General features: G+C 68.4%; 1 protein-coding gene. It reads right to left on the bottom strand.

Annotated elements, in window-relative coordinates:
* A partial coding sequence (locus tag BYZ73_RS21865; protein ID WP_181498181.1) for a hypothetical protein occupies positions 1–343 on the bottom strand: 343 nt, incomplete at its 3' end.
* Positions 344–393: the final 50 nt, after the last annotated feature.

Below are 393 nucleotides of genomic sequence, written 5' to 3'. Positions count from 1 at the left end.
CGGTCTGCGGGATGCAGAGCAGGTTGATGTAATCGCGCGCGACCGCCGCCGCCGCGAAGAACCCGGCGTCGAAGACGATCTCTTCCATCGCGGCCTGATCGCGCCTGTCGCCCGCGGCCCGGGCGCCGATCAGCAGGATCGGGGCGATATTGGCGACGGTGAAGCGGAACTTCGGCTCGCGCTCGACGCCCTGGCTTTCCAGCATGGCCGTCACCGCCATCTCGCGCGCGATCAGCAGCGGGTCCGCGATCTTCTGCCCGATCTCGCCCGCCGCCCTGAAGGTCGCGGCCAGTTCGATCTCCTGCCCGGCGAGGATCGCCGTCATGCTGCGTTTCATCGTCATGCCCCCGCAGGCGTGTAGACGGGGATGCCGCTCGACATCATGGTCGCGCT

It is taken from the genome of Rhodovulum viride (assembly GCF_003265965.1).
Taxonomy (GTDB): Bacteria; Pseudomonadota; Alphaproteobacteria; order Rhodobacterales; family Rhodobacteraceae; genus Rhodovulum; species Rhodovulum kholense.
Note: the sequence above shows the minus strand (reverse complement) of the source record. Positions and strands in the feature narration are given on the sequence as shown.